This is a genomic window from Stenotrophomonas sp. YJH_SMC_12-1 (assembly GCF_059370935.1).
Genome location: NZ_JCAFUD010000005.1, coordinates 339,274 through 364,027, shown reverse-complemented (window position 1 = coordinate 364,027; position 24,754 = coordinate 339,274). Strand labels below are relative to the sequence as shown.

Below are 24,754 nucleotides of genomic sequence, written 5' to 3'. Positions count from 1 at the left end.
TGGAACAGGCGGTGGACGCCCTGCCACGCTTCCCCTGGGAAACTGCCGAACGGTAGTGCCGGCCGCTGGCCGGCAACCGCATTGATCCCGCCACACAGGGATGCCGGCCAGCGGCCGGCACTACCGGGCATCAGCCCAGCGCTTCGGCCGCTGCGCGGAAGACCAGCTGCATCTGCAGCGGCTGGAACAGACGGTGGACGCCCTGCCGCGGTTCCTCTGGGAAACTGCCGAACGGTAGTGCCGGCCGCTGGCCGGCAACCGCATTGATCCCGCCACACAGGGATGCCGGCCAGCGGCCGGCACTACCTGGCATCAGCCCAGCGCTTCGGCCACGGCGCGGAAGACCTGCTGCATCTGCAGCGGCTGGAACAGGCGGTGGACGCCCTGCCACGCTTCTCCTGGGAAACTGCCGAACGGTAGTGCCGGCCGCTGGCCGGCAACCGCGTTGATCCCGCCACACAGGGATGCCGGCCAGAGGCCGGCACTACCGGGGCATCAGCCCAGCGCTTCGGCCACGGCGCGGAAGACCTGCTGCATCTGCAGCGGCTTGTGCAGCACATGCACCTCCACGCCGTCCGGGAAGGCATCGGCCGCGACCGGCACTGCCGGGTCTTCCAGTACCAGTGCCGGGCCGCGATAGCCCAACGTCGCCATCTCGCCCAGCAGCTGGCTGGCCGGCAGCAGCTTGGAGCCGGCATCGGCAATCACCAGCGCGGGCATCGCCTCCTGCTGCATCCAGCGCAGCGCTGCCGGCCCATCGGAGGCCAACTGCAGCTGGTAGCCCTGGCTGGACAGCGCATTGCCCAGCAGCGATAGACGCGTGGCTTCGCCATCGACCACCAGGATCGATTGGCCGCTGCCCAAGGCCACCAGCTGTTCGATCGGCTCGCTGCCATCGATGGCGTCGTGCATCGGCAGGCGCAGTTCGAAGCAGGTGCCCTGCCCCGGCTGGCTGCTGACGTGAATGCTGCCGCCGGCACCTTCAACGATGCGCTTGCAGGAAATCAGCCCCAAGCCAGTGCCGTCGGCCTTGGTGGTGAAGAACGGATTGAACAGGTGCGACAGCGTGTCCGCATCCATGCCGATGCCTTCGTCGGCGACCCGTATGTGCATCCAGTCCACGCCATCGCGATGGCCAGCATGGCTGGCAGTCAGGCTCAGGCGGCCACCGTTGGGCATCGCCTGTATCGCGTTGAGCGCCAGGTTCAGCATCACCTGCTGCAGTTCGGTGTAGTTGGCGTCGACCACCAGGCCTTCGTCCTGCACCTGCAATTCCAGGCGCACCGCATCAGGCACGTTGCTGCGCAACAGTAGTGCCACCGCATCGAACAGGCCATCGATCTCGATGCGCTCGCTCGGCTTGCGCGAACCGCGCACGAACGACAGCATCGATTCGGCCATCTCATGGCCACGGCGGCCGCACTCGGCGATGACATCGGCTAGGTGGTGCAGCTGCGGATCGTCGGTACGCGCCTTCAGCAGGTCCGGCATGATCAGCAACGGCTGCAGGATGTTGCGCAGGTCGTGGCTGAGCCCGGCTGCGAGCAGCGACAGGCTTTCCAGGCGCTGTGCGCGCATCAGCTCGGTTTCCACCCGTGCGCGCTCGATCGCGCTGCGTGCATCGCGGATCGCACGTGCCACCGCCGACGGCAGGCGCGCCGGCTGGTGCTTGATGATGTAGTCATTGGCGCCCTTCTGCAGCGCCGCCACCGCATTCTCCTCACCCATGGTGCCGGAGACGAAGATGAAGGGTACTTCCGGCGAGGTCTCGCGCACGATGCGCAGCGCGTCATCACCGGAAAACCCCGGCATGCTCAGGTCGGACAGCACGATGTCCGGCTGGAACGCGGCCAGTGCCTGGCGCAGTTCGGCCTCGCTCTCGACACGCTCGAAGCGGGCCTCCAGGCCCGCATCGAGCATCTGTTCGGACATCAGCTCGGCATCTTCCGGTGAGTCCTCCACCAGCAGGATGCGCAGCGCCCCCAGGGCGGGACCGGTCAAGGGCATGGGCTCACTCGAGTTCCGGTGCCTGGTTGATCAACGCCCAGAACTTGCCCAGCGTCTGTACGGCGCCAAAGAACTGGTCCACGTCCACTGGCTTGACCACATAAGCATTCACGCCCATGTCCCAGCTCCGGGCCAGATCGCTTTCCTCGCGCGAGGACGACAGGATCACCACCGGCAGGCGCTTGAGCTCTTCGTGTTCGCGGATCTGCCGCAGTACTTCCAGGCCATCCATGCGCGGCATCTTGATATCCAGCAGCAGCACCGCCGGCAGGCCTTCCTCGCGGTTGGCGAAGGCACCACGGCGCAGCAGGTAGTCCATCACTTCCACGCCATCCTCGACGTGCACGATGGGGTTGGCCAGACGCGCCTCTTCCAGGGCGTCGATCGCCATTTCGGCGTCGGCCGGGCTGTCTTCGGCGAGAAGAATGGTGCGCAAAGTGGTCATGCAGAAGGCCCTTGTTTGTCCGCATCGATCGCGGGAGGCAGGTAGAAGTGGAAGGTGGCGCCGACGTCCGGTTCAGCCTCGGCCCAGATACGGCCGCCATGACGGGTGAGCACGCGGCGCACGCTGGCCAGGCCGATGCCGGTACCCGGGTAGTCGCTGGCCTTGTGCAGGCGCTGGAACACGCCGAACAGTTTGCCGGCATAAGCCATGTCAAAGCCTGCACCATTGTCGCTGACCGTGAACTGATGACCGCCGTCAGGCTGCGGCTGGTAGTCCACGCGGATCTTCGCCGGTTCGCGGTTGCCCGAGTACTTCACCGCGTTGCCGAGCAGGTTCAGCCAGACCTGGCGGATCATGTTCTCATCGCCGACCACGATCGGCAGCGGCGCGATGCTCCACTCCACCTGGTGCACATGGCCACTGTTCTCCGCCTCGGCCTGCAGGTTGGAATCGAGCATGGCGCGGGTATCGGCCACCAGCGACTGCATGTCCACCGCCTGCTGGCGCATCGCCGCACGGCCCAGGCGCGAGTAGACCAGCAGGTCATCGATCAGCGCCGCCATGCGCCGGGCCGAACTGGAGATCACGTCCAGGTAATGACGGCTCTTGTCATCGGCAGCGTCGCCCAGGTGGCGCGACAGCTTGTCGGAGAATCCGGCGACGTGGCGCAGCGGTGCGCGCAGGTCATGCGAGACCGAGTAGCTGAAGGCCTCCAGCTCGCGGTTGACCTCGGACACCTGCGCGACCTTGCCTTCCAGCTGGCGGTTGAGCTCTTCAACGCGCAGCTGGACTGCGCGTTGCATGGTGACATCGCTGACCGTCAGCAGCACCACTTCATCATCGGTATCGGGCAGCGGCATGCGCCGTGCGTTCAGCAGCATGTAGCGCGCCATGCCGTCGGCGGTGCGCTGTTCGTGCTCGAAATCCCACAGCTCGCGGCCGCGCAGCAGCACGTCGGACAGGCGTTGGCGCACGACGGCGTCCTTCCAGGCACCGTCGCCGACGCTTTCCAGCAGCAGGCCATCGGCGCGTTCGTCCTGCAGCCCGTACAGCTCGGCGAAGGCGGGGTTATGCAACTGCACGCGCAGGTCGCGGTCGAGCAGCACGATGGGTTCGCGCACGGTCTGCAACACCGATGCCGCGCGTGCCGCCGAGCGCAGCGATTGGCGTTCGGCGTGCAGGCGCCGCCCGATCTGCCGCTGCAGGAGCCAAAGCACCAGGCCGAGCAGTCCCAGCTGGATCACCAGCGAACTCCAAGACACCAGCTCGGTCTGCTTGCGCTGGCGCGCCGCCTGCTCGGCCCGCAGTGTCAACAGTTGCTGTTCGCTGGCCTGGAGTTCTTCCACCAGGCCACGGATCGGATAGCGCGTGCTCAGGTCCTTCACCAGCTCGCGTTGATCGCTGTTGGGTTCAGATCTGGCCAGCTCGCGGGCAAGCGCCATCCGCCCTTCCAGCATCGATTCGATACGGCCGATGCGGATCAGCTGGTCGGGGTTGTCGCGGGTCATCCGCCCCAGTTCGGCCAAGCGACCGGGAATGTCGTTGGCTGCGGCCATGCGCTCGCGCAGCCCGGGTGCGTCCACGCCCTTGGACAGCGTCAATGCGGCCGATTCGACGTCGCGCACATCAGCCTGCAGCTGCTGCAGGGCCACGCCCACCGCCTGGGTATGGTTGACCCAGGCCATTGCCTGCTCGTTGTCCTGCTGCAGTTTGCGCAGGGTCAACCACGGCACCACGATGATCGCTGCGGCCGCCAGCCCCAGGGCCGGCAACCGCCAGCGGTCCCAGATGTCGTCACTGAAAACCAGCGCCATAGTTCCTCTTCAGCACGGCCGCAGGGCGTCGGCCGGACCCTGTCCGGCTGCGGCGGAACCGGCAATATAGCGCAGGCGGTCACAACGCAGGGGTTTCCCCCCTGGTTGGCTGAACAGGTTCGCAGTCCTCAGACCTGTAGAGCCGGGCCAAGCTCGGCTGCCTTGGAGTTCCAGCCGAACATGGCCGCGGCCCTACAGCTCAACGGGCGCCCCGCGAGGGGGCGCCCGTCAGCTTCAGCGCTTGGCGGCAGCGCTGACCTTCAATGCGGCTGCATCAACGCGGGTCACGCCCTTGATGCCCTTGGCGGTGGTGACGGCCTTGTCCTTCTCGGCCTGGCTCGCTACGGCACCGCTCAGGCTGACCACGCCGTTCACGGTTTCCACCTTGATTTCGGTACCCGGAACGTTGCTGCTGGCGAGCAGGTCGGCCTTCACCTTGGTGGTGATCCAGGTATCGGTCACCGGCTCGTTGGAATCGTGGCGATCAGCATGGGTCGCCGGGTGCGCGCTGGTCGGCGGGCTCTTCGCGGCCGGATCCTTGGCGAATGCGGCCGAGGAGGACAGCGCCAGGCCCAGCGTCAGGGCGGAGGCAATCAGCGTGCGGGTCGTATTGCTCATCGTGTCGTACTCCTTCGGAATGTGCTGCCAGTCTGGACAAACCGGCGTAGAGCAGGCGTGGCGTTGCGGTCATGCCGCTGTGAATCGGGCTACCTACAACGACAACCGTTCAGCTTTGGCCCGTGAGCCCGCGTCGTTTACCCTGCCCTTCCCACTGCCGGAGCTCTGTCATGCGCCCCGACCTGCAACTGGCCCTGATCGGCTACGGCCTCGCCGGCCGTGTCTTCCACGCACCGCTGATCCAGCACACACCCGGCCTGGTGCTGCACAGCATCGTCAGTTCGCAGCGAGACACGTTGCTGCGCGCGTTCAGCGACGTGCACGTGCGTGCCACGCCGCAGGAGGTGTTCGACGACCCGGCCGTGGATGCCGTAGTGATCGCCACGCCCAATGAACAGCACGCGCCGCTGGCGATCGCAGCGCTGGCCGCCGGCAAGCACGTGCTGGTCGACAAGCCGTTCGCGCTGGATGTCGCTGAAGCCGAAGCCGTTCTGGCTGCGGCACGCGATGCCGGACGCATCGCCACCGTCTTCCAGAACCGGCGCTTCGATGCCGACTTCCTCACGCTGCAGGCGCTGCTTGCGGACGGGGCACTGGGCGACATCGCCGAGTGCCATGTGCACTTCGATCGCTATCGCCCGCAGGTGCGTGACCGCTGGCGCGAGCAGGACGGTCCCGGCAGTGGCCTGTGGTACGACCTGGGCCCGCACCTGCTGGACCAGATGCTGGTGCTGTTCGGCTGGCCCGAAGCGATCGATGCTGATCTGGCCGTGCAGCGCGATGGCGGCAGCGCCATCGATTACTTCCACGCCGTGCTGCACTACCCGCGGCATCGCGCGATCGTGCATTCCGGTTCCCTGGTGGCAGCTCCCACGCCGCATCTCAGCGTGCATGGCAGCAAGGCCAGTTGGATCAAGCACGGCCTGGATGTGCAGGAAGCGCAGCTGCGCCGCGGTGTGGCGCCCGGTGCGCCCGGCTGGGGCATCGACCCGCGGCATGGCGAGCTGGTGCGCTGTGATGCCGAGGACAACGTGCAGCGCGGCACCGTCGACAATCTGCCCGGTGACTACCGTCGGTTGTATGCGCAGTTCGCCGCGGCCATGCATGGCGACGGCGAAGCCACGGTCGATCCGGTGCAGGCGCTGCAGCTGATGCGGCTGCTGCAGGCAGGCATGGACAGTGCGCGCGAAGGGCGGCGGATCGCGTTGGGGTGATCGGCAGGGCTGCGCCCTGCACCCGTGGTAGTGCCGGCCGCTGGCCGGCAACCTCAACAGCAACGACAAAAACCGGCAATCCGTGAGATGGCAGGATGGGTCCGGTTGCGGGAGCCGTACCCACCCCGCCTTCGACAGAGTCCCGCGCCCGACGGTAGGTGTCGACCTTGGTCGACACATCGACGTGGAAGCCATCGGAGACGGCTTTTGCAGAGTCGAGCCATGCTCGACTGCCTGCATGGGGTCAGAGCCCTTTCCTGCGGAAAGGGATCCGACCCCGGCTTCGTGCTTACGATTTCTTGATCGCGTGGCCGCCGAATTCGTTGCGCATCGCCGACAGCAGGCGGTCGGTGAACGAATTGGATTCGCGCGAGCGCAGGCGTTCCAGCAGCGACAGGGTGATCACCGGTGCCGGCACATCGAGCGAGATCGCTTCGGCCACGGTCCAGCGGCCTTCACCGGAGTCCTCCACGTACGGCGCGATGCCATCCAGCGACGGATTGCGCTTGAGGGCTTCGGTGCTCAGGTCCAGCAGCCACGAGCGCACCACGCTGCCGTGGCGCCAGACTTCGGCCACCTGGGCCAGGTCCAGTTCCATTTCCTGCTTGCGCTCCATCAGCGCGAAGCCCTCCGCGTAGGCCTGCATCATTCCGTACTCGATGCCGTTGTGGACCATCTTGGTGAAGTGGCCAGCGCCGGACGGGCCGACACGACCCCAGCCACGGTCTTCGGCCGGTGCCAGCGTGCGCAGCAGCGGTGCGATCTGCTCCACCACCGCCGCTTCACCACCGACCATCAGGCTGTAGCCTTCCTGCAGGCCCCATACGCCACCGCTGGTGCCGCAGTCGACGTAGCCCAGGTCGTCTTCGGCCAGCGCCTTGGCGCGACGGATCGAGTCCTGGTAGTTGGAGTTGCCGCCGTCGATGACGATGTCACCCTCGGCCAGGTGCGGAGTCAGCTGACCCAGGGTCTGGTCGACGGTTTCGCCGGCCGGCACCATCAGCCACACCACGCGCGGCACCGGCAGCGCGGCCACCGCGGCGGCCAGCGAATCGACCACCTCCAGGCCGGCCTCGGCGGCGCGCTGGCGGGCACCTTCGCCCGGGTCGTAGCCGACGACGCGGTGGCCGCCGCGATGCAGGCGCTGGGCCATGTTGGCGCCCATGCGGCCGAGGCCGATCATTGCAATATCCATTGTTTCACCTTCAGTTGGGGTCTAGGGTCAGGCTGCCTGGCCTGCCGGTAGCCGCGCAGTGGCGCAGCTGCGCCTCGCGCCAACGCCGGTAGAGCGTGGTATGCAGATTGTGCACCGCCAGGTCGATCGAAAAGGGGGTTCGCGGGTTGCGGTCAAGCAGGCGGGCGATGTGGTAGCCGATGGGACGTATACCGCGCGGATGCACATAGATCACGAACTGCTGGTAGAACGGATCGTCCAGCAGGCGGTCCATGCGTGCCAGCGTGGCGTGGTAGCGCGGTTCCAGCCGTGCACGAAGGTCCGGGTCGCGCTCGAACAACAGGCGTTCGAAGTAGCGCCGGCCGATACGCGGGATGTCCTGCGCCAGCGCCCACAGCTCGGCATTGCGCTGGTCGTACCAGGCAAGGCCGCCGTGCGCGGCCAACGCCTGCGCGGCCTCCTCGCCCACCGACACCACCACGAAGTTTTCGGCCTGGTTGCTCAGGTCGTCCAGCATGCCCTTGTCGTACACATGTTCGATGAAACCAGGCACACCGACGAAGGCCTGGCGGCCCATCGCCGAGGTGCGCACCGCCTTGCCATCGGCGAAGTAGTCACCGGCGTGTGCGCCAAGCAGGATGCTGTCGGTATCGTGCAGCGCGAGGAACGTACCGATCGACAGTTCTTCTGCGGAGAATGCAGCGTCGAAGGCCGCATCGCCATACAGCTCGCGCTGTGTGGCCAGTTGTGCGACCTGGCGACCGACTCCACATTCGGCGCGTACATTGCCGCTGTAGAACGCCTGCAGCGCCTGGCTGTTGCCCGTAATGGGCACGAAACCACGGCCGAAGCTTCGCGTGCGCTGCCAGCCTTGCGCGTGTGCGCCGTACAGGCCGAAGCCGATCCAACCGAGCTGCAGGCCAGAGAAGCGGAATCCTGCATTGCCCTGCAGTGCAGCAGCGGCACGTTGCGTGGCTGCATCCAGCTGGAAGGCGTAGGCGCAAACCGTAGCCGGATCGTCCAGCACCTTCTGCAGCAACGCCTTGCGCGCTGCAGCGGGCATGTCCGCCGGCCATTGCACGCGCAGATCGCCTGCCGCCTGAGCCTCCGGCAGCGACGCGCGCGTGCACACAGGGCCACCATGCACCTGCGGTGCACTGATCGCGCGTGTTTCGAAGTGCCACCCCAGGCGCTGCAGCAGGCCTTGTGTACAGTCCAGCGGCGTGGCTGCCGTGCCCAGCGCGGGCAGCAGCAGGGCCACGCCCATCCATCTGCCGCGCACGTTCAATCCTGGTCCGTGCTCGCCGGTGCGGGCTCCGGGGTTGTGACCACAGGCGGAACGGGCTTGCCTGCCTCCGCCGGAAGGTACTGTTGCAGGCGCTGGAAGAAGCGACGATAGAACTCAGCATCGGCAACCGTGCTGCTGGCCACTTTCACCAGCGAGTCGTCATTGCTGCCGAACGGCAGCGATACGGATCCGAGCGCACCGACGCCAACACTGGCCGAGGTCGGACTCTTCTTCAACGCATAGCGATCCTGCACGGCACTGACGAATACCAGTGTCTGGCTCCCGCGCGGTGCGCAGGAAATACGCAGCACCAGCTGCTCGTGATCGTCCTCGCGCGGCTGGAAGTTCTTGTTGCCTTCCACCTGCGCCGCGTCGGAACGGGCGATGGCATAGCCCTGGCTGAGCAGGGTGCGCCGTGCGGCCTCGCAGGCGTCACCGGGACGGCCATCGACGGTGCGCGAGAAGGTGTCGCCGGAATCAAAGGATTCGCGAAGCAACGTGCTGTCAGCAGCGCGGCCACCACAGGCCGACAGGATCAGGGCGCTGGCGAGCGCCACGGCAACACTGGAAAGACGGGAGGCCCGCATGGGTACTCCTGCGAGGACGGTATCGCCAAGGGTAGTCCTGCGGCCGTGTGCGGCAGGTCGAAAGCACGCCCGCCAGCCCCCGCCGTTGCTGCCGGTTCATGCACGGAAAAGGGGACGGAGGGGATTAAGTCGTTTGTGGCACTTCGCCCCGCCACGCATGGCACGGCGCTACCGTGAACGAGGTCCCCCAAACGAAAAAAGGGCCGGCAATGCCGGCCCCTCGGGTATCACATGCCGTCGCCGGCTCAGTCCGCCCAGCGGCCGGCACCGGTGGACTGCGGCAGCACCTGCGCCGACAGCGGGCGGTCGTTGGCCAGCAGGTTCACCGCGTCGGCCAGGATCGAGGCTGACTCGCGCAGCAGCGGGTCCGGGCGCTTTTCGGCAGCCTTCTCGCGCGCGGCATCCTTGACGATGTCGCGCTCGTTGCCGGTCAGGCCGTCATCGCTGCTGTCATCGGCCAGCGGGTCCAGGGCCAGGCCCAGCTCCTTGCGCTGCACCTGGCGCTCCTTGCGCTGGGTATCCTGGCGCTCGCGCTCAGCGCGACGGGTCGCCTCGTTGAGCGAGATGTATTTCTTCGCCGCTTCGGTGCGGAACTGCTGCACGTCCTCGTTCCACCACTGGAACTCCTTGTCGGTGGCGATGCGCGCGTCGTGACGGGTTTCCAGCTTCGGCAGCAACGGCGCGAAGTTGCCGTACTGGGTGTGCGGCACGGCGGCGATGCGGGTCCACGGCAGTGCGTTGTCGTAGGTGCTTTCGCCGAACTCGGTGGCATCGACGCTGGCCGGGAACGCCAGGTCCGGCACCACGCCCTTGTGCTGGGTGCTGCTGCCGCTGATGCGGAAGAACTGGGCAATGGTCAGCTTGACCTGGCCGAAGCGCTGGGTCTCGCCGCTCGGCCAGCGGTCAAGGTCGACGATGTTCTGTACGGTGCCCTTGCCGAAGCTGGTTTCACCGATCACCAGGCCACGACCGTAGTCCTGGATGGCACCGGCGAAGATCTCCGAGGCCGAGGCCGAACCACGGTTGATCAGCACCGCCAGCGGGCCGTCCCAGGCCACGCCCTGGTTGCGGTCGCTGTTGACGGTGACGCGGCCACCGGATTCGCGCACCTGCACCACCGGGCCCTGCTCGATGAACAGGCCAGTCAGTTCGATCGCTTCATCCAGCGAACCACCGCCGTTGTTGCGCAGGTCCAGCACCACGCCGTCCAGCTTGTCGTTCTTGAAGCCGGCCAGCAGCTTGGCCACGTCGCGGGTGGCCGAAGCATAGTCGGCGGCGTTGCGGCGACGGCCTTCGAAGTCCTGGTAGAAGGTCGGCAGCTTGATCACGCCGATCTTCCGTGCCGGCTCGCCGTTGGCGGCCGGAATGGTCATGGTCTCGCCCTTGGCGGCCTGTTCGGCCAGGCGCACCTTCTGCCGGGTCAGCACCAGGGTGTGGTGCTTGCCATCGGCACCTTCGGCAGCCGGAATGAACTCCAGCTTGACCTGGGTGTCCTTGGCGCCGCGGATCTTGGCCACGACATCGTCGATGCGCCAGCCAATCACGTCCTCGACCTGGCCGGACTTGCCCTGGCCAACGCCGACGATGCGGTCACCCGGCTTCAGCGTGCCGTCCACCGCAGCCGGGCCACCGGCGATGATCTCGCGGATGACCACCACATCGTCCTGGCGCTGCAGCTGCGCACCGATGCCTTCCAGCGACAGCGACATCGCCTGGTTGAAGTTCTCGGCGGTGCGCGGGGTGAAGTAATCCGTGTGCGGATCAACGGCACTGGTGTACGAATTCATGAAGAACTGGAAGACGTCTTCGCCCTTCAGTTCATTGACCGACTTCTCCAGCGTCGCGTAGCGCTTGTCCAGCGTCTTGCGGATGTCATCCGGCTTCTTGCCGGCCAGCTTCAGGCGCAGCCAATCGTTCTTCACCGACTTGCGCCACAGCTCATCGAGCTCGGCACTGCTGGCCGCCCACGGCACCTTCTTGCGGTCGTACTCGAAGCGCTCGTCGGTGGTGAAGTCCGGCTCCTGCTTGAGCAGCTTGCGCGCGTACGCCACGCGCTCGCCGACGCGCTGCTTGTAGACAGCGAACACCTGGAACGCCGGCTCCAGCTCGCCGCCCCGGATGGCCGAGGCGATGTTGGCCTCGAACGGTGCGAAGCGCGCCACGTCGGCCTGGGTGAAGTACTGCTTGCCGCCGTCAAGCGTTTCCAGATAGCGCTTGAACACGTCCTTGGAGGTGGCCTCGTCCAGCGCGCGCGGGCGATAGGCGTAGCGGCTGTCGGACAGCAGGCCGTACACCAGCTTGGAGGTGGTCACCTGGTCGGCGGTGGCCGCCGCGGGCAATGCGGGCGAGTCGGCCTTGGCCGCCAACGCCAGTGGCGCGACCAGCGCCAGGGCCATCAGGAATGCGGGGGCTTTGAATTTCATTGACGTGCTCGAAGGCGCCTTGCCAAGGGGGAGACTGCGGGGTGTTAAGACACCACGACAGTGCCGAAAGTTGCCGGGTTTGTCACCCGGCCGCGCTCGGTGGAAAACCAGCCTAGCCGGGCCGGTGTAGCAAATTGTGAATGCAGGCGAAGGCGGGGCCGAGCATGGGCTCGGCTTTACAACAGGCAAAGGCGTGCGAACCAACGTTCGCACCCACCAGGGCGGTTCGCACCCACCTCAGGAGACGCCGGCGCCCTTGGCCTGCACGTCGGCGTGATACGACGAGCGCACCATCGGGCCGGAAGCAACATGGCTGAAGCCCAGCTCGTAGCCGTAGTCCTCCAGCGCCTTGTAGTCTTCCGGGGTCCAGTACTTCAGCACCGGGTGGTGGTGTGCGGTCGGCTGCAGGTACTGGCCGATGGTGATCATGTCCACGTCGTGTGCGCGCAGGTCGCGCAGGGTGGCCTTGATCTGTTCGAAGTCCTCGCCCAGGCCCAGCATGATGCCGCTCTTGGTCGGCACGTCCGGATGCTGCGCCTTGAAGTTCTTCAGCAGGTTCAGCGACCACTGGTAGTCCGCACCCGGGCGCACGTTGCGGTACAGGTCCGGCACGGTCTCGATGTTGTGGTTGAACACATCCGGCGGGTTCTGCGCCAGGATCTCCAGCGCGCGCTCCATGCGGCCCTTGCCACGGAAGTCCGGGGTCAGCACTTCGATGCGGGTGCCCGGCGACTTCTCGCGAATGGCGGTGATGCAGTCGACGAAGTGCTGGGCACCACCGTCGCGCAGGTCATCGCGGTCGACGCTGGTCACCACCACGTACTTCAGGCCCATGTCGGCCACGGTCTGGCCGAGGCTGGCCGGTTCGTTGGCATCCGGCGGCTTCGGGCGGCCGTGGGCCACGTCGCAGAACGAGCAGCGGCGGGTGCAGACCTCGCCCAGGATCATGAAGGTGGCGGTGCCGTGGCCGAAGCACTCGTGGATGTTCGGGCAGCTGGCTTCCTCGCACACGGTCACCAGGCGGTTTTCGCGCAGCTTGGCCTTCAGGTTCTGCACGGCATTGCCCGAAGGAATGCGCACGCGGATCCAGGACGGTTTGCGCAGCACCGGCGCATCGGCGAACTGCACCGGCGAGCGGTTGATCTTGTCACCGCCCAGCTGCTTGACCCCGGCCTGCAACGGCGCGGCGGACGGGGAGTCGCCCTGCACGATCTGCAGGGGAATGGAACGGGCGGTGGTTTCAGTCATGGCAGTTCCGGGGGCGGTCAGGCGGCCGCAGAAAGATCGGGCAGTTCGGGGGTGTGCTGCAGCAGCAGGCCGAACTGGCGGGCCAGGTGGTCCAGCAGCACCGGCTTGACGGCCTCCATCCCGGAGGGACCGCCCAAGTCTACCACCGAGGTCACCTGCAACCCCTGATAGCCACAGGGATTGATGCGGTGGAAGGGCTCCAGGTCCATGGCCACATTGAAGGCCAGGCCGTGGAAGGTGCAGCCGCGACGCACGCGGATGCCGAGCGCAGCGATCTTGGCGCCGCCAACATAGACGCCCGGGGCACCTTCGCGGCGTTCGGCACCGATGTTCCACTCGCCCAGCGTATCGATGATGGCCTGCTCGATGCGGCACACGTAATCGCGCACACCGATGCCCAGGCGCGGCAGGCGCAGCAGCGGGTAGACCACGATCTGGCCGGGGCCGTGATAGGTCACCTGGCCGCCACGGTCCACATGCAGCACCGGGATATCGCCCGGCGCCAGCACATGCTCATCCTTGCCGGCCTGGCCCAGGGTGAACACCGGGTCGTGTTCGACCACCCACAATTCGTCGGCATCGGTGTCGCTGCGCTGGTCGGTGAAGCGCTGCATGGCGCGCCACACCGGCTCGTACGCCTGGCGGCCAAGGTCACGCACCAGCGCCGGACGCGGCGCGCGGTCCTCGGGGGCGGCTTCAGCCGGGCAGCTGTCGGCTACAGCGTCCACTTCACTTCCGGGTGGTCGCGCAGCGCCTGGTGCGCCAGGTCGTACTGTTCGCGGCTCTCAGCCTTGAACACGATGCGGACGGACACGTACTTGCCGTTGGAGGAATGCTTCCAGCTGATGCGTTCATTGACGACATCGATGCCGGCAGCCAGCAGCAGGCGGGGGAGCTCATGTTCCAGGCCGCGGTTGGCCGGGCCCATGGCGCTGAGCTCGAACTGGCCGGGGAACTGGAAGCCGTGGTCGGGGTTGTCGGACTTGATTTCCATGGACCCATTATCGGGCCGCAGGGCAACAAACCCAAGAGTATTCATCAACGTCAAAGACGGCACCGGCGGCCTGCTGCGTTGCAGGGCACCCAGAGGCGCGGGGCGAAAGCCCAACGGCAGCTGACTGCAATCTGCTGTCACGCACTGGCCCAGGCATCGTATGGCGGCCAGTGGTCACCTTCACACCAGACCCGCGGCGCTTGCGCGGGTAACAAATTATGTCCGCTGGACAATGTTGTTTTCGGAACAGACAAGTGATTCGAACGTGCTCGTTCCGCCGCGCGGGCGCGAGTACCGTAGCGTTGCATATAACGACTGAAAACCGTCCCCTTCCCCATGAGCATTCCATCCATGCGTAGTGTCGCAGCCCTGGGGCTGGCCGGCCTGCTGGCCTCTGCCCTCCCCCTTGCCGCCCAGGCGGCCGAACAATGTGGCCCGGACGCGATGCGCGACCACCCGCCGCAGATCAACTTCCGCGTTGACAACGACCTGTTTGGTGGCCGCCACCAGGACCAGGGCTACACCAACGGTGCGCTGTTGACCCTGGTCTCGCCCAATCTGGTCGACTACACCGACGACCCCTGCCTGCCGCGCATGGCGCGCTGGGTGAACCAGTACCTGGAAGGGCTGCATCCGGGCAGGTTCGAACAGCAGAACATGATCTTCAGCATCGGCCAGGGCATCTTCACCCCGACCGATTTCAGCCGCAGGGACCTGATCGAGGACGACCGTCCTTATGCCGGCGTACTGATCGCAAACTTCGGTTTCAATGCGCGCAGCGGCGACCGCCTGCAGACCACCCAGCTGACTCTGGGCGTGGTCGGCCCGTGGGCACAGGGCAAGCAGGTGCAGAATGCCGTGCACGAAGTGCTGGGCGACGAGAAATTCAAGGGCTGGGACAACCAGCTGCACAACGAGCCGCTGTTCATGCTCACCCATGAGCGCATGCGCCGCTGGCCCGGCGATGCCAGCGTCAATGCCGACGGCTGGGGTTGGGACGCGATCAGCCACTACGGCGGGTCGATCGGCAACCTGGAAACCAAGGCCAACCTCGGCGGTGAGGTGCGCTTCGGCTGGAAGCTGCCGGACGACTTCGGCAGCACGCCGTTGCGCCCGGCCGGCGAGAACACTGCGCCGACCCGCGGCGGCCGTCCCAATGGCTGGTCCTGGCACCTGTTCGCGACCTCGGACGCGGCCTGGGTGATCCGCGACATCACGCTGGATGGCAACACGTTCCGCAACAGTCACAGCGTGGACAAGCGCCATGTGGTGGCCTACGGCGGCTACGGCGTGGCCGTGATGTACGGACGCTGGAAGTTCGCCGCGGCGCGCTACCACAGCACGCGCGAGTTCAACGGCCAGCGCGAAGCACCGGTGTTCGGCAGCTTCACCATCAGCCGCTCGCTGTAAGCGAGGGGCTGAGGGTGAAGCGGGTAGGTGCCGACCGTTGGTCGGCACACCGGTTATTGCATGGCTCGCTGTAAGCGAGGGGCTGAGGGTAGTGCCGGCCGCTGGCCGGCTGCCGGCATATCCGGATGGGTCCATGGGGAGCCGGCCAGCGGCCGGCACTACCCACATCCGGATGGGTCCATGAGGAGCCGGCCAGCGGCCGGCACTACCCACATCCGGATGGGTCCATGAGGAGCCGGCCAGCGGCCGGCACTACCCACATCCGGATGGCTTCATGGGCAGCCGGCCAGCGGCCGGCACTACCCATATCCGGCGGGAATCATGCGGAGCCGGCATCCCGAAACGGAAAAGGCCGGCATTCGCCGGCCTTTTCCTTCACCACGCCAGGGCGTGGATCATTCCGATTCCCACCACATCCAGAAGCTGTCCCACAGGCGCTTGAAGAAGCCGGCCTGCTCGACGGCGGCCACGGCCACCAGCGGTGCCTCGGCGATGACCTTGCCATCCAGGGTGACCTTCACGGTACCGATCTGCTGGCCGGCGGTGAACGGTGCTTCCAGGGTCTTGGGCACGTCGATGCTCGGCTTCAGGTCGTTGTAGCGGCCGCGCGGCACGCTGACCAGCATCGGCTGGGCCACGCCCAGCTGCACCTTGTCGGTGGTGCCCTTCCAGACCTTGTGCTCGGCCACGGCCTTGCCCGGCTCGTAGAGGCGGTGGGTCTCGAAGAAGCGGAAGCCCCAGTTCAGCAGGGCCAGGCTGTCATCGGCACGCTGCTTCTCCGACGCACCGCCCAGCACCACCGCGATCAGGCGCTGGTCGCCACGCTGGGCCGAGCTCATCAGGCAGTAGCCCGCCTCGGAGGTGTGGCCGGTCTTGATGCCGTCCACGCTGCCATCGCGCCACAGCAGCAGGTTGCGGTTCGGCTGCTTGATGTTGCCGACCTGGAATTCCTTGATCTTGTTGTACGCGTAGGTTTCCGGGTAATCGCGGACCATCGCGCGGCCCAGCAGCGCCAGATCGTAGGCGGTGCTGTGGTGGCCCTGCGCGGTCAGGCCATGGGCGTTGACGAAGTGCGAGTCCTTCATGCCGATCTTGGCGGCGTAGCTGTTCATCAGCGAGGCAAAGGCCTCTTCGCTGCCAGCCACATGTTCGGCCAGGGCGATCGCGGCATCATTGCCGGACTGGATCGCCATGCCCTTTTCCATGTCTTCCAGGCGCGCGGTCTGGTTGACCGGGAATCCGCTGTAGCTGCCATCGGTGCCGGCGCCGCCCTCGCGCCAGGCGCGCTCGCTCATCATCACCTGGTCATCCGCACGGACCTTGCCGTTCTTGACCTCGGCGGCGATCACGTAGGACGTCATCACCTTGGTGATGCTGGCCGGGGCCAGCTGCTCGTGGATGTTTTCACCAGCCAGCACCTGGCCGGTGGCGTAATCCATCAGCACCCAGGCCTTGGACACGCTTGGCGCCGGGGCCGGCGGAGTGGCGACGGTGGCCGGGGCGGCGGCGGCGGCGGGCGCCGGCGTGGCCGGAGTCGGCAGCGGCGTCTGGGCGGAAGCCAGGCCCACCACCAGGGTGGCGGCCAGGGCGGTGGCGGCGGAACGGAAATTCATTGGACAGCAGGCTCCAGGGGACGGCCGGGAATGGAGGGTGGAACGTAACGGCCATTGTAAGGCCGGGGGAGCATGGGCCGGCAGCACCGGCCCGGGCGGATCAGTCCTTGACGATCTGCGGCGAACCCAGGCCCAGACCGGCGATGCGACCGACAAGTTCCGCCGCACTGGCATGGTCGCTTGCCGGAACACGCAGGCGGAACAGGGTGCGGCCACCGGCGGCGATGTCGCTGATGGTCGCGCCGACGATGCCGGCGGCACTGAGCTGGCCCATCGCGCGGTTGGCGTTGTCGCGGTTGGAGAAGCTGGCGACCTGCACCATCACCGCGCCGACCATCTGCTGCGACAGGCTCGGCGCCGCCGCGGCGGCACGCACCGGTGCCGGTGCCACCGCGCGCGGGGCCGTGCTGGCGACAACCGCCGGAGCCGGCGCGGAGTTGCGCACCACCGGCGCGCTTGGCGGCAGGCTGCTGACCGCCACATCCGGCGCGGTGCTGGCCACGCCCCGGGTGGTGGCCGGCTGGCCGCGCGCCGGGGCGCCATCGGTCGGCAAGCGGTTGACCAGGCGATCGATATCACTGTCGGTGGAAGCACGTGGCGCCGGCGCCGGGCGCGCACTGGCCACCGCGGTGGCGGCAGCCGCTTCAGCCGCACGACGCTCGCGACGCGACGGCTTCTGCGCCATCTGGTTGCTCTCGCCCGGTTGCAGCGCGCGCACCTCGACATTGCCGGTACCGCGTTGGGTGATGCCCAGGCGCACGGCGGCGGCATAACTGAGATCGACCACGCGGCCGTCATGGAACGGGCCACGATCGTTGACACGCACGATCACCGACTCGCCGTTGTCCAGGTTGGTCACGCGGGCGAAGCTGGGCAGCGGCAGCGTCTTGTGCGCGGCAGTGAACTGGTACATGTCGTAGACCTCGCGGTTGGAGGTCAGGCGGCCATGGAACTTGGCCCCGTAGTACGACGCGGTGCCGCGCTCGACGTAGTCATGGGTGTCGTCGAGCACCTTGTACGACTTGCCCAGCACCACGTACGGCGACTTGTTGCCGATGGCCGAACGTTCCTCGGCGGTCACTTCCGGCTCGGGGATGCAGGCCACGTTGGGAATGTAGTCGGGCGTGCTGTCACGCACGCCTGGTTTGTACAGGCCACCAGCGGTGTAATTGCCGCGGGTGCTGAGGTCTTCCTTGGCCGCTGCATACGGCGAACCTTCCGGGCAGTGCGCCGGTCGCGAACCACGGCCCTGCACCAGCGTGCCGCTGGACTTGCCACCATGGCCGGCCGTGGCCGGCTTCTTCGGCGCGCTGCTGCAGGCCGCCAGCGCGAAGACGATCAAGCTCGGGACCAACCATCTGATGTTCATGCCGGGGGCAGCTCCTGTCCGGCGATGGCCTGGGACAGCTGGAACACGGCCATCGCGTACATCTTCGAGAGGTTGTAGCGGGTGATCGCGTAGTAGTTCTGGAAGCCCAGCCAGTACTGCTTGCCGGTGCTGCCTTCCAGGGTGATCGGGGTGGCGGTGGCGCCCGGCTGCACCGGCGTGCTCGGCTGGTAGCCGCGCTGTGCGAGGTCGGCCAGCGACCAGGTGGGCATCCATTCGGTCGGGTTGAACTCCTCGCGGCCCGTGGCCAGCGTGGCCGGTACCGCAACCTGGCCACCACGCATCCAGCCCCCCTTCTTCACGAAGTAGTTGGCGATGGAGGAGAACACGTCGTCGTAGCTGTTGAACAGGTCGCGTCGACCATCACCGTTGCCGTCCACCGCGTAATCGAGGTAACTGGACGGCATGAACTGGCCCATGCCCATCGCACCGGCATAACTGCCCTTGAGCGTGGTGATGTCCAGTTTCTCTTCGCGGCCCAGCTCGAACAGCTTGGCCAGCTCATCGCGGAAGAACAGTTCGCGGCGCACTTCGCGTTCGAGCTTGGCCGGGTCGCCGCTGCGTGGGTAGTAGAACGCCAGCGTGTACAGCGCATCGAGCACGCGATGGCTGCCGGCATTCTTTCCGTAACTGGTTTCCACGCCGATGATCGCCACGATCACTTCGGCCGGCACGCCGGTGCGCTGCTGCACGCGATCCAGTTCGGCACGGTGTTCGGCCAGGAACGCGCGGCCGCCATCAATGCGTGCCTTGCTGATGAACATCGGCCGGTATTCGTTCCACGGCTTGACCCGCTCGGCCGGGCGCGACATCGCGGCGATGATCGGCTGGCGCACCTGCGCCTGGTCGAGCACGCTGCTGATCTGCTCCGGCTTCAGGCCATAGCGCTTGGCGGTATCGGCAATGAAGCGGGCCCGCGCGACCTCGAATGGCACCGGGGTGAGATCGACCGGCGGCGCGGTAGCCGCAGTTGCTTCGGGTGCAGCCTCGGCCGGCCCATGGGCCCTGGTGGCGGGCTGGCGCGGCGTACTGCTGGCCTGGGGTGAAGACGGTGGGGACTTCGGCTGGGTCGCGCAGGCGACCAGGCCGAGGGTGAGCATGCAGGCCAGAGTGCGTCGAATCATCGTCGCAGGTTAGCAGGTCATGGATGAATTAAAACCCCTAACACCATGAATCACAACGATTTGCCCGTGTTCAGCGGGAAATGTGAAGGCGTCGTGATCGTGCTTCCCCATTCAGATAGAGGTGGCCGGTTGCGTCCCCATCCCCGCAGACGCAACCGGCGACCGGATCCGGTCGATACCTGCGCGGCTGCCGCTCCCCAGTGGCAGTGCCCCGCGCTCCTTGTATCCGTTGGATCAGTACTGCTTCCCGCCCGACGCCCCCTCGCGCTGCAACGATAGACGGCGCGCCGTGCCGAACGGGCCGCCATTGTGCAGGCCGATTACGACAAGTCCATTGATCAAGATCAACGCGGCGTAAAAGTGTGAACCAGCTAACATTTTTTGCGGACTTTGGTCAGCGAGTGTGCTGTCCTGCATCGTTGTGAGAACGCTTCCACAGCGAGCGTTGCGCAGAGTCAGGAAGTTTCCAGCCAACGGCGCAGCCCCTCGTGGGTGGTCGCGAAAAGCAGTTAACGGGTGAGGCCAGGTAGATGGGCTGCGCAGGGGCCGCTGCAAGTACGTCCATGTAAGCTCGATCGCCGCATCCATGCGGCTCACGCCCCTGCGCAGCCCATCTACCCGGCCACGGACAGGTTCCGTGCGCGTCTACCCACGGAGAAGAAAGAGAAGATCAAAAGCAAAAGCGGCTTGGCGGGTCGCTTCATTGCCTTGTGTGGAGCCGAGCCATGCTCGGCTCACAAGCAAGCGCAGCGCCGCGACCCGCTTTTGCTTTTCTCTTTTTTCTCCGTGGGTGGCAGACCGCCAAAATCTGTCAGAGGGCGGTCGGGTTGGGTACGTGGGGGTGTCAGCCGCATGGATGCGGCTGTCAAGCCTCCAGGGACGGATTCACGGCGTCCCCCGCGTACCCAACCCGACCGGCCCACCCGCGGCTTCTGCTTTCCGCGACCACCCAGACACCACCCACGAGGGGCTGCGCCGTTGGCTGGAAACCCTATCCCCCGTGCACGGGCCGGTGCCCGCGCACCGCCATCACCAGCCCGATACCCGCCAGCAGCGACACCGCCGAGGTACCGCCATAGCTGATCAACGGCATCGGAATGCCCACCACCGGCAGCAGGCCGGAAATCATCCCGCCGTTCACCAGTACGTACACGAAGAACGCCAAGCCCAGGCTGCCGGCCAGCAACCGTGCGTGCGTGTCGCGGGCGTGCACCGCGATCCACAGGCAGCGGCCGACCACGAACAGGTACAGCGCAAACACGGTGGCCACGCCGATCCAGCCGAACTCTTCGGCCAGCACCGAGAACGCGAAGTCGGTGGTGTACTCAGGCAGGAAGTCCAGCGTGGCCTGGGTGCCCTGCCCCCAGCCGCGCCCGTCCCAGCCACCGGAGCCGATCGCGATGCGCGACTGCAGGATGTTCCAACCGGTGCCAAGCGGATCCGCCGACGGATCAAGGAAGGTCAGCACGCGATCCTTCTGGTACTGCCGCAGCAGGCCGAACCAGGCCAGCGGCGCGGCAACGGCAAGGCCCGTCGCGCCAGTTGCCACCCAGCCCCAGTGCAATCCGGCCAACAGCAGCGCGAACACGCCGCTGGCGGTAACCAGCGTGGCGGTGCCCAGGTTGGGCTGCATCAGGATCAGCACGGCGGGTACACCGATCAGCACGGTGGTGGTCAGTACGGTGCGCGGCGACGGTGGCAGCGGTTGCCGATGCAGGTACCAGGCCATCATCAGCGGCAGGCTGAGCTTGAGCAGTTCGGACGGCTGCAGGTAGAACACGCCGAGATTGAGCCAGCGCTGCCCGTACTTGCCTGTACCGATCACATACACCGCCATCAGCGGCAGCATCGACAGCGCATAGATTGCCGGCGTCCACGCGCGCAGCCGCAGCAGCGAAACGCGCGACAGCAGCCACATCGACGCCAGGCCACCGGCAAAACGCGCCGCCTGCCCAGCCACCGGACCGGACACGCTGTGCAGCACCGCCAGGCCCGCGCCCATCAGGATCAGCAACGCGATCAGCAACGGCAGATCGATCGTGCGCGCCACCTCACGGCAGCCGCCAAGCAGTCGTTTCCATTCCACGCGGGCACGGTAGCAATGCGTGCTTGCGTGAAGCTGTCAGGGTGCGCGTGCGCTTGTAGAGTCAAGCCGTGCTCGACTCTACAGAACAGCGGAAGCAATCGAGCAGATGGAAGCGCGACGAAGCGCGCGACCGGTGCTAGCCGTAGCCGCCGTGCACCGGGTTGTGGCTGCGCACCGCCATCACCAGGCCGAAGCCGGCCAGCAGTGACACCGCCGAGGTACCGCCGTAGCTGATCAGCGGCATCGGCACGCCCACCACCGGCAGCAGGCCGGAAATCATCCCGCCGTTCACCAGTACATAGACGAAGAACGCCAGGCCGGTAGCGCCGGCCAACAGGCGCGAATAGGAATCGCGCGACTGGCTGGCGATCCACAGGCAACGCCCGATCACCACCAGGTACAGGGTCAGCACCAGGGCCACACCCATCCAGCCGAATTCCTCGCTCAGCACCGAGAACGCGAAGTCGGTGGTCTGTTCGGGAATGAAGTTCAGGTGCGACTGCGAGCCCTCGCCCCAGCCCTTGCCATCGAAGCCGCCGGAGCCGATCGCGATCTTCGACTGGATGATGTTCCAGCCGGCCCCCAGTGCATCCATCTCCGGGTCCAGGAACATCATGATGCGGTCCTTCTGGTACGGCCGCAGCAGCCAGAACCAGGCCACCGGCGCGACCGCAGCCACGCCGCCCACGCCCAGCCCGACCCACCACCACGGCAGGCCTGCCAGCAGCAGTACGAACACGCCGCTGGCGGCGATCAGCACGCCGGTACCGAAGTCGGGCTGCAACATCACCAGGCCGGTCGGCACGCCGATGATGATCAAGGCCACCAGCACGGTGTTGAAGCGCGGCGGCAGCGGCATCTTGTGCAGGTACCAGGCCACCATCATCGGCAGGCTGACCTTCAGCAGCTCGGCCGGCTGCAGGTAGAAGAACTTCAGGTCCAGCCACTGCCGGCCGTACTTGCCGGTGCCGAGCACGAACACCGCCAGCAGCGGAATCATGGAGATCGCATAGATCATCGGCGTGGCCGAGCGGATGCGCAGGATCGGCACCCGCGAGATGCCCCACAGTGCAGCCATGCCCACCGCGAAACGCGCGCCCTGGGCCATCACCAGGCCGTCGCCACCGGCACTCTTCAAGGTGGCCAGGCCGATCACCATCAGCGCGCCCAAGGCCAGGCACAACACCCAGTCCAGCGTGCTGAAGAAGCGGCGCAGCATGTCGCCGGCCCAGCGCAGGAACACTTTCATCGTGCGGGCTCCGCAACCGTCGGGCGTGGCGTGGCCGGCAGTGCGGCAGCGGCCGGCGTGCCCGGCTGCGGCGCAGGGGCCGGTTCGGGGGCGGGGGCTCCCACCTGCACCGGGTGTTCGCCCAGCTGCGCGGCCGTCAGATCACCGGCCTGGCGTGCGCCGGCGTCTTCGTTGTCGAACGCGGTGGCACCGATGGCGGTGGTACCACGCTCGCTGTCCAGCGGCTGCATGCCCTCGGGCATCTTGCCCAGCAGGTAGGCATCGAACACCTTGCGGGCGATCGGCGCAGCAGCCGAACCACCATAGCCACCGCCTTCCACCGCCACCGCGATCGCGATCACCGGGTTTTCGACCGGCGCGAAGCCGACGAACAGCGCGCGGTGGCGCAGGTGCATCGGCAGGCTCTTCGGGTTCACCGCTGCGGTGCCCTTGCGGCTGATGACCTGCGCGGTACCGGTCTTGCCGGCCATCACGTACGGCGCACCGACCGCCACGCGCCAGCCGCTGCCGCCCGGCCGCATGGTCGCCATCATGCCCTCGCGCACCGCCTGCACGTTGTTGGGGTTGGGGCTGACCGGCTTGCTCTCGCCGGGCGGCGTCGCGGTCCAGTCGCTGTCGAAGCCGTCGCGCTGCTGGATCACCAGGTGCGGGGTGCGCAGCTGCCCGTCGGCCAGCGCGCTGACGCCGCGCGCCAACTGCAGCGGGGTGACCTTCCAGTCGCCCTGGCCGATGCTGATGTTGACCGTATCGCCGGGGTACCAGGCTTCCTTGCGGGTCTTCCGCTTGTAGGCCGGCGACGGCAGGATGCCGCCGATTTCGCCGGTGAGGTCGATACCGGTCGGCTGGCCGAAGCCGTAGTACTCCATGTAATGGTCGAAGCGCTCGATGCCCAGGTCCAGCGCCAGCTTGTAGTAGTAGGTGTTGACCGACTCGGCGATGGACTTGCGCAGATCGGTCCAGCCATGGCCGCCACGATGCGCATCACCCCAGCCACGGCTGGTGCCGGGCAGGTAGAACATGCCGGTGGACAGCACCTTGTCTTCCGGGCGGCGCACGCCCGAGTCCAGGCCGGCCAGGCCGATCAGCGGCTTCAGCGTGGAACCGGGAGCGACGCCGCCGAGCACCAGGCGGTTGAACTGCGGCCGCGACGGGTTCTCGTTCAGCGCCTTGAAGTCGGCATGGGAAATGCCGTTGACGAACAGGTTGGGGTCGTAGGACGGCAGGCTGACCATCGCCAGCACCTCGCCGGTACGCGGGTCCATCGCCACTGCCGAGCCTTCCTGGTCGCCGAAGGCGGCCACCATGGCACGCTGCAGGTCCGCGTCGATCGACAGCCGCAGGTCGGCGCCGGACTGCGCGGCCACCCGGCCGATGGTGCGGATGGCACGGCCCTGCACGTTGGTTTCGACCTGCTCGTAGCCGACCTTGCCGCGCAGCTGCTGCTCGTAATAGCGCTCCAGGCCGGACTTGCCGATGTGGGTCAGCGCGGCATTGCCTTCGCCGAGGATCTCCAGGTCCTTGTCGTCGACGCGGCCGACATAGCCGATGATGTGCGCGAACAGGTCACCGTACGGATAACGCCGGGTCAGGTAGGGCTCAAGCTCGACGCCGGGGAAGCGCCAACGGTCGACGGCGAAGCGCGCCATCTCCTCGTCGCTCATGCGCAGCTTCAGCGTGACCGGCAGGAACTTGCGGCGCGCCTTGCGCGACTTGTTGAACGCTTCCAGCTCTTCCGGGCTGATGCTGATGATCTTCGCCAGCCCTTCCAGGGTGGCGTCCATGTCCTTGACCTTGTCCGGGGTCACGTCCAGGCGGAACGCTGGCACGTTCTCGGCCAGCAGGCGACCGTTGCGGTCGTAGATCATGCCGCGCCCGGGCACCACCGGCCGCGGCTTGATGCGGTTGGCTTCCGAGCGCGTGGCGTAGACGTCGTGATCCAGCACCTGCAGCTTGAAGTACCAGCCGCCCAGGCCCAGCAGGCAGACCAGCACGCCCAGGAAACCCAGCGCCGCACGGCGGCGGAACTGTTCGGCTTCGGCGTGCGGGTTCTTGACCTGGCGGCGCGGGATCATG

The 24,754-nt window shown here is 66.8% G+C and carries 20 protein-coding genes; 3 read left to right on the top strand and 17 right to left on the bottom strand.

Going from position 1 to position 24,754, the window contains the following annotated elements:
- Window positions 1-282 precede the first annotated feature (282 nt).
- Window positions 283-420, top strand: a complete 138-nt coding sequence (locus AC5P8Y_RS11955; RefSeq protein ID WP_154213983.1) for a hypothetical protein — start codon at window positions 283-285, stop codon at window positions 418-420.
- A 75-nt stretch (window positions 421-495) separates the two neighbouring features.
- Here AC5P8Y_RS11955 and AC5P8Y_RS11950 read toward each other — a convergent pair whose 3' ends face one another.
- From AC5P8Y_RS11950 to AC5P8Y_RS11935, 4 genes are all read right to left on the bottom strand, one after another.
- Window positions 496-2,007: a hybrid sensor histidine kinase/response regulator gene (locus AC5P8Y_RS11950; protein WP_033834543.1), complete on the bottom strand. Its 1,512-nt coding sequence runs from the start codon at window positions 2,005-2,007 to the stop codon at window positions 496-498.
- A 4-nt stretch (window positions 2,008-2,011) separates the two neighbouring features.
- Window positions 2,012-2,452, bottom strand: coding sequence for a response regulator (locus AC5P8Y_RS11945; protein ID WP_005411057.1), 441 nt, complete (start codon window positions 2,450-2,452; stop codon window positions 2,012-2,014).
- The gene (locus AC5P8Y_RS11940; RefSeq protein WP_033834544.1) at window positions 2,449-4,266 is read right to left on the bottom strand and encodes a sensor histidine kinase; all 1,818 of its coding nucleotides are present in this window, start codon (window positions 4,264-4,266) and stop codon (window positions 2,449-2,451) included. The genes AC5P8Y_RS11945 and AC5P8Y_RS11940 overlap by 4 nt, the downstream gene beginning before the upstream one ends.
- A gap of 234 nt (window positions 4,267-4,500) precedes the next feature.
- Window positions 4,501-4,884, bottom strand: a complete 384-nt coding sequence (locus AC5P8Y_RS11935) for a BON domain-containing protein (protein WP_005411059.1) — start codon at window positions 4,882-4,884, stop codon at window positions 4,501-4,503.
- A 170-nt stretch (window positions 4,885-5,054) separates the two neighbouring features.
- Here AC5P8Y_RS11935 and AC5P8Y_RS11930 point away from each other — a divergent pair, with 170 nt between their 5' ends.
- Window positions 5,055-6,098, top strand: a complete 1,044-nt coding sequence (locus AC5P8Y_RS11930) for an oxidoreductase (protein ID WP_111108676.1) — start codon at window positions 5,055-5,057, stop codon at window positions 6,096-6,098.
- A gap of 289 nt (window positions 6,099-6,387) precedes the next feature.
- On the opposite strand, the gene gnd is transcribed toward AC5P8Y_RS11930, so the two are convergent.
- The 7 genes from gnd to AC5P8Y_RS11895 all read right to left on the bottom strand — a co-directional run bounded on the left by gnd (window position 6,388) and on the right by AC5P8Y_RS11895 (window position 13,812).
- Entirely contained in the window at window positions 6,388-7,293 is a 906-nt protein-coding gene (gnd, locus tag AC5P8Y_RS11925) for a phosphogluconate dehydrogenase (NAD(+)-dependent, decarboxylating) (RefSeq protein WP_033834559.1), read from the bottom strand.
- Between the two features lie 10 nt (window positions 7,294-7,303).
- Window positions 7,304-8,539, bottom strand: coding sequence for a hypothetical protein (locus AC5P8Y_RS11920; protein WP_049433208.1), 1,236 nt, complete (start codon window positions 8,537-8,539; stop codon window positions 7,304-7,306).
- Between the two features lie 17 nt (window positions 8,540-8,556).
- The gene (locus tag AC5P8Y_RS11915) at window positions 8,557-9,147 is read right to left on the bottom strand and encodes a DUF2242 domain-containing protein (protein ID WP_049403145.1); all 591 of its coding nucleotides are present in this window, start codon (window positions 9,145-9,147) and stop codon (window positions 8,557-8,559) included.
- A 245-nt stretch (window positions 9,148-9,392) separates the two neighbouring features.
- Window positions 9,393-11,570, bottom strand: a complete 2,178-nt coding sequence (locus AC5P8Y_RS11910) for a carboxy terminal-processing peptidase (protein ID WP_033834547.1) — start codon at window positions 11,568-11,570, stop codon at window positions 9,393-9,395.
- Between the two features lie 237 nt (window positions 11,571-11,807).
- Complete coding sequence (gene lipA / locus AC5P8Y_RS11905; protein WP_005411065.1) at window positions 11,808-12,818, bottom strand: lipoyl synthase; 1,011 nt, start codon at window positions 12,816-12,818, stop codon at window positions 11,808-11,810.
- Window positions 12,819-12,835: 17 nt separating this feature from the next.
- Window positions 12,836-13,546 carry a lipoyl(octanoyl) transferase LipB gene (gene lipB / locus AC5P8Y_RS11900; protein ID WP_005411066.1) on the bottom strand — a complete coding sequence of 237 codons (711 nt, stop codon included), beginning with the start codon at window positions 13,544-13,546 and terminating at the stop codon, window positions 12,836-12,838.
- The gene (locus AC5P8Y_RS11895; protein ID WP_005411067.1) at window positions 13,534-13,812 is read right to left on the bottom strand and encodes a YbeD family protein; all 279 of its coding nucleotides are present in this window, start codon (window positions 13,810-13,812) and stop codon (window positions 13,534-13,536) included. Before AC5P8Y_RS11895 ends, lipB begins: the two co-directional genes overlap by 13 nt.
- 351 nt (window positions 13,813-14,163) lie before the next feature.
- Here AC5P8Y_RS11895 and AC5P8Y_RS11890 point away from each other — a divergent pair, with 351 nt between their 5' ends.
- Window positions 14,164-15,222 carry a lipid A deacylase LpxR family protein gene (locus tag AC5P8Y_RS11890; RefSeq protein WP_005411068.1) on the top strand — a complete coding sequence of 353 codons (1,059 nt, stop codon included), beginning with the start codon at window positions 14,164-14,166 and terminating at the stop codon, window positions 15,220-15,222.
- Between the two features lie 395 nt (window positions 15,223-15,617).
- Here the strand turns inward: AC5P8Y_RS11890 and AC5P8Y_RS11885 are convergent, their stop codons facing one another.
- The 6 genes from AC5P8Y_RS11885 to mrdA form a co-directional block, all read right to left on the bottom strand.
- Complete coding sequence (locus tag AC5P8Y_RS11885) at window positions 15,618-16,835, bottom strand: D-alanyl-D-alanine carboxypeptidase family protein (protein ID WP_005411069.1); 1,218 nt, start codon at window positions 16,833-16,835, stop codon at window positions 15,618-15,620.
- A 100-nt stretch (window positions 16,836-16,935) separates the two neighbouring features.
- Window positions 16,936-18,204, bottom strand: a complete 1,269-nt coding sequence (locus AC5P8Y_RS11880; protein WP_111188689.1) for a septal ring lytic transglycosylase RlpA family protein — start codon at window positions 18,202-18,204, stop codon at window positions 16,936-16,938.
- Window positions 18,201-19,346, bottom strand: a complete 1,146-nt coding sequence (mltB, locus tag AC5P8Y_RS11875) for a lytic murein transglycosylase B (RefSeq protein WP_495201977.1) — start codon at window positions 19,344-19,346, stop codon at window positions 18,201-18,203. Before mltB ends, AC5P8Y_RS11880 begins: the two co-directional genes overlap by 4 nt.
- Before the next feature lie 991 nt (window positions 19,347-20,337).
- A complete protein-coding gene (gene rodA / locus AC5P8Y_RS11870) occupies window positions 20,338-21,432 on the bottom strand; it encodes a rod shape-determining protein RodA (protein WP_033834551.1) in 1,095 nt (364 codons plus the stop codon).
- Between the two features lie 136 nt (window positions 21,433-21,568).
- The gene (rodA, locus tag AC5P8Y_RS11865) at window positions 21,569-22,681 is read right to left on the bottom strand and encodes a rod shape-determining protein RodA (protein ID WP_005411073.1); all 1,113 of its coding nucleotides are present in this window, start codon (window positions 22,679-22,681) and stop codon (window positions 21,569-21,571) included.
- Complete coding sequence (gene mrdA / locus AC5P8Y_RS11860) at window positions 22,678-24,753, bottom strand: penicillin-binding protein 2 (RefSeq protein WP_033834552.1); 2,076 nt, start codon at window positions 24,751-24,753, stop codon at window positions 22,678-22,680. Before mrdA ends, rodA (AC5P8Y_RS11865) begins: the two co-directional genes overlap by 4 nt.
- Window position 24,754 lies beyond the last annotated feature (1 nt).

Bases quoted from the DNA above. Each gene is read 5' to 3' on its own strand.
- AC5P8Y_RS11955 (WP_154213983.1), top strand. From the start codon at position 283: ATGCCGGCCAGCGGCCGGCACTACCTGGCATCAGCCCAGCGCTTCGGC.
- AC5P8Y_RS11950 (WP_033834543.1), bottom strand. From the start codon at position 2,007: ATGCCCTTGACCGGTCCCGCCCTGGGGGCGCTGCGCATCCTGCTGGTG.
- AC5P8Y_RS11945 (WP_005411057.1), bottom strand. From the start codon at position 2,452: ATGACCACTTTGCGCACCATTCTTCTCGCCGAAGACAGCCCGGCCGAC.
- AC5P8Y_RS11940 (WP_033834544.1), bottom strand. From the start codon at position 4,266: ATGGCGCTGGTTTTCAGTGACGACATCTGGGACCGCTGGCGGTTGCCG.
- AC5P8Y_RS11935 (WP_005411059.1), bottom strand. From the start codon at position 4,884: ATGAGCAATACGACCCGCACGCTGATTGCCTCCGCCCTGACGCTGGGC.
- AC5P8Y_RS11930 (WP_111108676.1), top strand. From the start codon at position 5,055: ATGCGCCCCGACCTGCAACTGGCCCTGATCGGCTACGGCCTCGCCGGC.
- gnd (WP_033834559.1), bottom strand. From the start codon at position 7,293: ATGGATATTGCAATGATCGGCCTCGGCCGCATGGGCGCCAACATGGCC.
- AC5P8Y_RS11920 (WP_049433208.1), bottom strand. From the start codon at position 8,539: ATGGGCGTGGCCCTGCTGCTGCCCGCGCTGGGCACGGCAGCCACGCCG.
- AC5P8Y_RS11915 (WP_049403145.1), bottom strand. From the start codon at position 9,147: ATGCGGGCCTCCCGTCTTTCCAGTGTTGCCGTGGCGCTCGCCAGCGCC.
- AC5P8Y_RS11910 (WP_033834547.1), bottom strand. From the start codon at position 11,570: ATGAAATTCAAAGCCCCCGCATTCCTGATGGCCCTGGCGCTGGTCGCG.
- lipA (WP_005411065.1), bottom strand. From the start codon at position 12,818: ATGACTGAAACCACCGCCCGTTCCATTCCCCTGCAGATCGTGCAGGGC.
- AC5P8Y_RS11895 (WP_005411067.1), bottom strand. From the start codon at position 13,812: ATGGAAATCAAGTCCGACAACCCCGACCACGGCTTCCAGTTCCCCGGC.
- AC5P8Y_RS11890 (WP_005411068.1), top strand. From the start codon at position 14,164: ATGCGTAGTGTCGCAGCCCTGGGGCTGGCCGGCCTGCTGGCCTCTGCC.
- AC5P8Y_RS11885 (WP_005411069.1), bottom strand. From the start codon at position 16,835: ATGAATTTCCGTTCCGCCGCCACCGCCCTGGCCGCCACCCTGGTGGTG.
- AC5P8Y_RS11880 (WP_111188689.1), bottom strand. From the start codon at position 18,204: ATGAACATCAGATGGTTGGTCCCGAGCTTGATCGTCTTCGCGCTGGCG.
- mltB (WP_495201977.1), bottom strand. From the start codon at position 19,346: ATGATTCGACGCACTCTGGCCTGCATGCTCACCCTCGGCCTGGTCGCC.
- rodA (WP_005411073.1), bottom strand. From the start codon at position 22,681: ATGAAAGTGTTCCTGCGCTGGGCCGGCGACATGCTGCGCCGCTTCTTC.
- mrdA (WP_033834552.1), bottom strand. From the start codon at position 24,753: ATGATCCCGCGCCGCCAGGTCAAGAACCCGCACGCCGAAGCCGAACAG.